The organism is Novosphingobium sp. FG90 (assembly GCF_057808725.1).
Window position 1 is genome coordinate 20128 of sequence record NZ_JBMDIO010000050.1, and the last position, 7968, is coordinate 28095.

The window sequence follows — 7968 nt, forward strand, 5'->3', positions numbered from 1 at the left end:
GGGGCCGGGCAGACCGGTTCGGAAAAGGGGTGATTCGTCGCGGTGTCCATGTTCAGGCTAATCGATCATCGGCCAGATCGTTCCCTGTCCTTGCGCCATGGATGTGCCAGCGGTGCGGTTGCTCTGGTTCTTGCTCTCGGCATTGTCGTGCCTTCGGGCGCTGCGTCGGCGCAGACCAAACCTGCGGAAAAGGCGTCTCCCGCCAGCCAGTCTGCACCCCAGCCTGAAACCAAGGCAGCCGATCTCGAGGCGGGAGAAGTACAGGTGCCGGCGCCGCCTGCCGACTCCACTCTGCCACAGGTCGATCCGATCATTCCCGACGGCGAGTTCAATGCCTCCATCCCTGCACTAGACGCTTCGGACGATCCCGAGCTGGACAAACCCCTCGAATCGATCGAGGCTTTCGAGCGACGGACGGCGGAGCAGCAGAGTGGGGCAAAGCCCACCGAAGGCGCCGCGCCTCCGGCCGGCGACCCGGCGCTGGCGGACGGCGACGCCGTCGAAGCGATCGGTGACGCGCCCGTTCGCGATGCGGAACTGACCGCGCCGCTGCCGCCCATCGATCAGTTCGAGGTCACTCCGGTGCAGATCGCCGAGGATAAGGCGGACGAGAAGGAAGCGGAAGTCCGTTATCGCGTCGACATCCAGGGACTAGATCTCGCAGACAAGGACACGGATACCGACCTTGAAAGCCAGTTCGATTCCGCGTCGGCCCTTGAAAAGGGGGATGGGAAGGCGGCCAACACCGCAATGGTCGCGGCCCGGCTGACCGAAGACAGCCAGCTTATGCAGACGGTTGTCGCATCCGAAGGCTGGTACAGCCCGCAGGTGCGCACGCGCCTGGATCCATCTTCCGATCAGGCCAATCCCGGCCTGACTGCGGTGATCCTGGTCAATCCCGGCAAGCGTTATGTGTTCTCCGACATCCAGGTAAAAGCCGATCCGACGGTGCCGCCCGGCCTGATCGCGGACAACTTTCCGCTCAAGGTTGGCGAACCAATCGTTGCTGAGCGTGTGCAGGGCGCAGAGGCGCGCGTGGCCGTGGCGCTGCCCGAAAACGGCTATCCCTTCGCGGAAGTGGGCCAGCGCGACATCCTGCTCGACCAGGATGCTGGAAACGGCGCTTACACGCTGCCGGTAACCGTTGGCCCGCGCGGCCGCTTCGGCGGTTTCACGACCGACGGCGACATGGCTTTCGACGCCGATCACATCCAGGTGCTCGCGCGGTTCAAGCGCGGCGAACTCTACGACAGCCGGAAGGTCGATGATCTGCGCAAGGCGCTGGTCGCTACCAGCCTGTTCTCGACCGTAGCGGTCGAACCGCAGAAGACCGGAGATCAGGTCGGCGACGGCACCGAGTACGTCACGTTGCATGTCAAGCAGGACGCGGGGCCTCCGCGCACCATCGCCGGATCGCTCGGCTATGCGGCGGGTGAGGGCATCACCGCCCAGGCGACCTGGACCCACCGCAACATGTTCCCGCCCGAGGGCGCGCTCATCGCCCATGCCATCGCCGGTACGCGCCAGCAGGGGGCAGGCGTGACGTTCCGCCGCTCCAACGCAGGCAAGCGCGACAGGACTTTCGAACTTGTCGCCGAGGCCTTCCACAATGATTACGACGCCTACAGCGCCTATACCGGCCGTATCGCGGCACGCATCGCTCGCGATTCCACCCCGATCTGGCAGAAGCGCTATACGTATGCCTTCGGCGTCGAGATGCTCGGCACGGCCGAAACCGACTATGACGCCGCGAGTGGCGGACGCAGGCGGCGCACCTACTACGTTGCCGGGCTCAACGGGCAGGTCGGTTTCGATACCTCCGATGACCTGCTGAACCCGACCAAGGGCTATCGCCTGACCACCCTCGTGCAGCCGGAGGCGACCGTGCGCGGTGGGTTCGACCCTTACATTCGGGCGCGGCTGGATGCCTCGACCTATTATCCGTTCAGCGACAGCTTCGTCCTCGCCGGGAGGGTGCGTCTCGGTACAATCCAGGGGGCAGGGCTGTTCGACATCGCGCCGTCGCGCCGGCTCTATGCAGGCGGTGGCGGCTCGGTCCGCGGCTTCGCCTACCAGGCACTCGGCGAGCAGGCACCTGACGGCAACCCGGTCGGCGGTCGCAGTCTGAACGAGGCATCGGTCGAGGCGCGCTATCGCTTCGGCAATTACGGTGTTGTCGCCTTCGTCGACGCGGGTCAGGCCTATCGAGAGACAATGCCGCAGTTCAACGACCTGCGTTACGGCGTCGGTATCGGCGGTCGCTTCTACACCAACTTCGGGCCGATGCGGCTTGACGTTGCGACGCCGATAAATCGGCGTCCGGGCGAGTCGCGCTTCAATATCTACGTATCGATCGGGCAGGCGTTCTGATGGCCGGCCCGGAGGAGAACAGCGAAGGCATGCCGTCGCAGCCGGAAACCGAAACCACCGAAGTCGTGGTGCAACAGCCATCGCGCTGGCACCGCATCCGGGTCAGGGCGCTCAAGACCGTCGCCTTCGTGGTGCTGGGAGTGGTCGCCTTCGTTCTCGCGGTGGTGCTGGGCATCAATACGGGGCCGGGACGTCGCTTCGTCGCCGACCAGATCGCGGCGCTCGAGTTCGAGAACGGCATGAAGATCTCGGTCGCGCGGATCGACGGGTCGCTTTACGGCAAGATGATCCTGCGCGGCCTCTCCGTGCGCGACCCGCGCGGCGAGTTTCTGTATTCTCCGGAAATCCGGGTCGACTGGCGCCCGTTTGCCTATCTCGACAACCATGTGGATGTGCGCAGCGCTACGGCACAGCGAGTGATCCTGCGCCGCACGCCGCATTTCCGCGCCACGCCGCCCAGCGACGCGCCGCTGCTTCCCGATCTCGACATCGACGTGGGCGAACTGCGCATCGACCGCTTCATCGCTGAGCCCCCGGTCTCCGGTCAGCGCAGAATCATGACCGTCGCGGGGCGTGCGCACATTGCCGACGGCCGCGCGCAGGTCAGCGCCAAGGGCGGCACCGTGGCCATCAAGGGCAAGGGTGGCGGGGACCGGTTCAACGCCGTGCTCGATGCCGTGCCGGAGCGTAACCGTCTCGGCCTCGACGTGGATATCGATGCGCCCAAGGGAGGGGTGATCGCGGGTCTGGCCGGGTTCACCCAGCCAGTCGTGCTCAAGCTTGCCGGCAAGGGCGACTGGGCGGCCTGGAACGGCAAGCTCGACGCGAACCTGGGTAGCGGCGAACTTGCGCGTCTGGCGCTGACGGCGCGCAACGGCACCTTCGTCGTCAAGGGGCCGACACGCTTCGCCCAGATGTTTACCGGACCGACTGCCAGCCTGCTCGGGCCGGTCACCAACCTCGACCTGACCGCAGTGTTCGAGAAGCGCCGGGCCAGACTGTCGGGCATGATCTCCAGTGATGCCTTCAACCTCACGCCGAACGGTCTCGTCGATCTCGGCGAGAACCGGTTCGAGGATCTCAGGCTGGCGTTCGTGCTTCTCAAGCCCGCTGCCATGGCCGAGAACCTGAGCGGAGCGGGCCTGACTGCCGAGCTTGCTCTCGACGGTGCGTTCACCACGCCCTCGGTCAATTACCAACTTGCTGCGAAGCGGCTGGTGATGAATGACATGGGGCTGGAGAACCTGACCGCGCGCGGTGCGGCAAAGGTCGATGCCGGACACATCACGATCCCGGTTGCCGCACGGGTCAGCCGCATCACGGGTCTGGATTCGGTCGCCGGAGGCAAGCTCGACAATGTCACGCTCAACGGCGACCTCGCCATCGATGGGCCGCGTGTCCTCTCGGACAACATGCGGCTGCGTTCGGACCGCATCGACGCCGGGCTGATCCTTGTCGCCGACATGAGCAACGGCCTCTATACGGGCGCGATCGACGGGAAGATCGACAACTATCGCGTCGATAGCGTCGGCATCTTTAATATCCGCACGAACATGGACCTCAAGACCGAGGGTCAGGGTTTCGCCTTGCAGGGCACTGTGCGGGCACGTTCGACGAGACTGCTGAACGAGAGCCTTCAGACGTATCTCGGCGGCAATTTCTCGGCCTCCTCCAACGTGAAGTACGGCTCCGACGGTGTCGTGCGCTTTTCCAGCGTGCGCATGAACGCGCCCCTGCTGCGGGTCACCGGCGGGCAAGGCAGCTGGTCGCCCGATGGGCGCATTGCGCTCGCCGCCAACGGCTCGTCGCGTCAGTACGGTGCTCTCGGTGTCCGGGTGACGGGGACTATTCGCAACCCCGACGCGCATGTGACCGCGGAGCACCCGGGCCTCGGCATCGGCCTCGCCAATCTCGATGCGCGGATCAAGGGCGCACCTGGCGGCTATCGCCTCGATGCCAAGGGGGATACCGATTATGGTCCCCTGCGCGCCGACGTGACACTCGGCCTGGGGAAACAGACCTCGGTGGAGATCAACAGCGCCAATCTTTCCGGCGTCGATTTCGCGGGGCGTATCGTCCAGACGCCTGCCGGTCCCTTTGCGGGGCAACTGACTGCCAACGGCAACGGTATAGGCGGTCTCGTGCGTCTGGACGCCGAGGGCAAGTACCAGGCGGCCGATTTCAACCTGCGCGCCAAGAACGCGATCTTCGACGGCCCCGCCAAGCTCTCCGTCGGCTCCGCCATCATCGACGGTCGCGCGGTGCTCTATGACCAGCCCTACGTGGTTGCCGACGCGCAGATCGCCGGTACGAGCATCGGCGCGCTCGACCTTGCGGCGGCGCGCGTGCTCGTCGATTATCGCGATGGCCGAGGCAAGGCTAAGGGTCTCATCGAAGGCGTCAGCGGCGTGCCGTTCCGTCTCGGCATCAACGCCGACATGCAACCCGAAGTATGGCGCGTGGCACTGCAGGGCCGTGTCCGTGGGCTTGACGTCAAGACGACCACGCCCGCCCGCATCGTCCCCAAGAACGGCACTTACGAACTGCTTCCTACCAACATCGCGTTCGGAGGGGGCAGCCTCAAGCTGGCGGGGACCTACGGTGAAGGCATGAAGGTCCAGAGCCGGATGGAAGGCGTCGATCTCGCCATCCTCAACGCTTTCGCTCCCGGTTATGGTATCGGCGGCAAGGTCAGCGGCAGCCTCGACTTCGAGCAGGCGAGCGCAACCGCGTTCCCCCGCGCGGATGCTCGCCTGACGCTCAACAACTTCACCCGCACCAGTTCATTGACCGTAAGTCAGGGCGTGGACATCAATTTCGTCGGCAAGCTGCTGCCGGACGGCGGTGAGGGCCGTGCGGTGTTCCGCCGTCGCGGCACCGTGATCGGTCGCATGGCAGCGAGCCTGAAGCCGCTTCCGCCGGGCGATGGCCCCTGGATGACGCGCCTGATGGATGCTCCGCTGGGCGGAGGCATTCGCTACAACGGTCCGGCCGAAACGCTCTTCTCGTTCGCGGGGCTTTCCGGTCAGACGCTGACGGGCTCGGTCGGATTGGCGGCGGACTTCACCTGCCGCGTGTCCAGTCCGTGCATCAATGGCGTCGTGCAGGGCCGCGACATGGTCTACGAGAACATCGCTTACGGCACACGCCTCAACCGCATGGCGCTGGCAGGCAAGTTTACCGGCGATTCGCTGGAGTTGACCTCGCTGACGGCAAAGGCCGGCGACGGTAACGTCAGCGCCAGCGGCCGCGTAAGCCTGGCCGCCGACGCCGGTTATCCGATGGACCTCAACGTCAAGCTCGACCGTGCCCGGCTTGCCCGCAGCGATGCCCTCTCAGCTACTGCAACGGGCAACCTGCGGCTGACCAAGGCCGCCGGCGAGCCTGCGTTGCTGGCGGGCGAGATCAAGCTGCCGGAAACCCGCTACCAGATCGTGCGTGAGGGTGCCGCCCAGATACCGCGCCTCACCGGCGTGCGGTTCAAGCCGCCGGTCGGGCCGCAGCGCATCACCGGCGACGAGCCAGCGCCGACGGCTGCCAGCGCATTCGCACTGATCCGCCTCGACCTGCACCTGCGCGCGCCGGAGAAGCTCTACGTGTCCGGCATGGGCCTGGAATCGGAATGGAGCGCGGATTTCAACGTCACCGGCACCAGCGCGGCGCCGTCGCTGTCTGGCGAGGTCGAACTGGTGCGTGGTACGCTGGGCTTCGCGGGACGGTCATTCCAGCTGAGCGATGGCCTGATCTCGTTCAACGGCGGCACGCCAATCGATCCGACCGTCCAGATCACCGCGACCGACGACATCGAGGACATCACCGTCAACGTGAACGTCACCGGCCGTGCGATGAACCCGCAGATCGACTTCTCGTCCGATCCGAGCCTGCCTGACGACGAAGTGTTGTCGCGCATCCTGTTCGGCAGCTCGATCGCCAACCTCTCGGCGCTGCAGGCGGTGCAGCTGGCATCCTCGCTCAACTCGCTGCGCGGGACTGGCGGAGGCCTGAACCCCCTTGGCAAGCTGCGTTCGGCAGCGGGCATCGACCGCCTGCGCATCCTCGGGCCGGACGAACAGTCCGGGCGCGGCACGGCCGTTGCTGCAGGGCAGTACCTGACCGACGACATCTATGTCGAACTGATCACGGACGCGCGTGGCTTTACCGCTACGCAGCTTGAAGTCAGCGTGACGAAATGGTTGTCGGTGCTCAGCCAGGCCGGTGGTTCGGGCGTGAACAGCCTGAACGTCCGCATCAAGAAGGACTATTGATGCGGACCGGCTGGTTCGCGGCATTCGCGCTTGTGGCCCTCCTGAGCGGCTGCAAGCGCGAGCCGACGTTCGAGGAGCGCTACAAGGCAGCGAATAGGACGATCGTGGACCGCGCTCGTCAGATCGACGCCCAGATCGCCGCCACCGGCTCTCCACCCCTCGAAGACGACGGGCTCACGGCAGAGCAGTGAAGCTTGGGGTTTACTTCTGGTCGCTAGGCACGCCCGGGCGAGCAGAAGAGGTCATGATGCAGCCTGAAGAGAACGATCGACTGGCAGACCGCCGTGCGGTGCTCCTTCAGGCGCGCTGCCGAAAATCGCGCTGGCATGTCTTCCCGGTCGAACTGGGAGACATCTCGCAAGGCGGCTGCAGCATAGTGGGCAATAGCGAGGTCTTCGTCCGCGGTGAACCGATTCAGCTGCGAATCGCCAATTTCAAACCCGTCGCAGCACAGGTACGTTGGCTCGACGGAAACACGGTAGGGGTGGAATTCCACCGTGCACTGGCGGCGAGGGTCATCGACGAGTTGGGACAGGCGTATGGCATCCCGATCCGGCCGGATGCATCCGTGATCGATGGCAACTAATTCGTGACGAGCGGTTCAACGGTCCCAAGCCACATTTAACCATCTTGATACCGCTCCATGGTCGTAGCGCCGTGGCTGTTGGCGGGTAGTCCATTATGGCCTTCGACGGATAGGCGCGGAATTGCTGCGCTGCGATGTAAGGCGGCATGTGCGCTGGGCCAGCCGTTGACGAATATGACTGCCGCGTTGCAGCATGTTTAATTTGGCGTTAATTCAACGACTTCATCACTGTTGTCTGGACGATATTTACCTGACTGAAGGTATCGAGAGAGTGCCGGCGGGGAAACGGCTGAAATCGATCGGCTAGCCGTCGGCATCAATCCCAACGGAAAGGTCGCACTTCCTATGATGAAACGAACGATTCTCGTTGCCATGACGGCTGCCTTCACGCTGCTTGGCAGCACGCAGGCCATGGCGGGCACAAAGGCTGGTCAATCGACTGCTGGCTATGCGAACAGCAAGGGCAACGCAGGAAAGTCGCCCCGGGGTTCGCTTCCCCGTGGACTTATCAATGCGCTCGGTCATGCCAGCGAGCGTGGCAAGAGGGGCCTCGAGAACGCGATCAGTCATCACAACAAGTCGAATGGCTGCTAAGCGCAGCTAAATCCGGCGCACCCTGCGCTATCCGGCATGGGGTGCGTCACCTGTGACCTTTGCAGGAAGGCCTGGTGCGGCAGTCGTGTAAAGGAAGAGATGGTGGACGCACTTGGGCTCGAACCAAGGACCCGCTGATTAAGAGTCAGCTGC

At 64.6% G+C, this 7968-nt stretch carries 5 protein-coding genes; all 5 read left to right on the top strand.

Annotated elements, in window-relative coordinates; all coding sequences use genetic code 11:
- The first annotated feature begins 48 nt into the window (after positions 1-48).
- A complete protein-coding gene (locus ACODRZ_RS24735) occupies positions 49-2370 on the top strand; it encodes an autotransporter assembly complex protein TamA (RefSeq protein WP_488970561.1) in 2322 nt (773 codons plus the stop codon).
- Positions 2370-6635, top strand: coding sequence for a translocation/assembly module TamB domain-containing protein (locus ACODRZ_RS24740; RefSeq protein ID WP_488970562.1), 4266 nt, complete (start codon positions 2370-2372; stop codon positions 6633-6635). The genes ACODRZ_RS24735 and ACODRZ_RS24740 overlap by 1 nt, the downstream gene beginning before the upstream one ends.
- Positions 6635-6826, top strand: a complete 192-nt coding sequence (locus ACODRZ_RS24745; RefSeq protein ID WP_488970563.1) for a hypothetical protein — start codon at positions 6635-6637, stop codon at positions 6824-6826. The genes ACODRZ_RS24740 and ACODRZ_RS24745 overlap by 1 nt, the downstream gene beginning before the upstream one ends.
- A gap of 53 nt (positions 6827-6879) precedes the next feature.
- Complete coding sequence (locus ACODRZ_RS24750; protein ID WP_488970564.1) at positions 6880-7221, top strand: PilZ domain-containing protein; 342 nt, start codon at positions 6880-6882, stop codon at positions 7219-7221.
- 372 nt (positions 7222-7593) lie between these two features.
- A complete protein-coding gene (locus ACODRZ_RS24755) occupies positions 7594-7815 on the top strand; it encodes a hypothetical protein (protein ID WP_488970565.1) in 222 nt (73 codons plus the stop codon).
- Positions 7816-7968: the final 153 nt, after the last annotated feature.

What these genes read in the sequence shown, in the direction of transcription:
- ACODRZ_RS24735 (WP_488970561.1), top strand. Translation starts at nt 49, where the DNA reads ATGTTCAGGCTAATCGATCATCGGCCAGATCGTTCCCTGTCCTTGCGC.
- ACODRZ_RS24740 (WP_488970562.1), top strand. Translation starts at nt 2,370, where the DNA reads ATGGCCGGCCCGGAGGAGAACAGCGAAGGCATGCCGTCGCAGCCGGAA.
- ACODRZ_RS24745 (WP_488970563.1), top strand. Translation starts at nt 6,635, where the DNA reads ATGCGGACCGGCTGGTTCGCGGCATTCGCGCTTGTGGCCCTCCTGAGC.
- ACODRZ_RS24750 (WP_488970564.1), top strand. Translation starts at nt 6,880, where the DNA reads ATGATGCAGCCTGAAGAGAACGATCGACTGGCAGACCGCCGTGCGGTG.
- ACODRZ_RS24755 (WP_488970565.1), top strand. Translation starts at nt 7,594, where the DNA reads ATGACGGCTGCCTTCACGCTGCTTGGCAGCACGCAGGCCATGGCGGGC.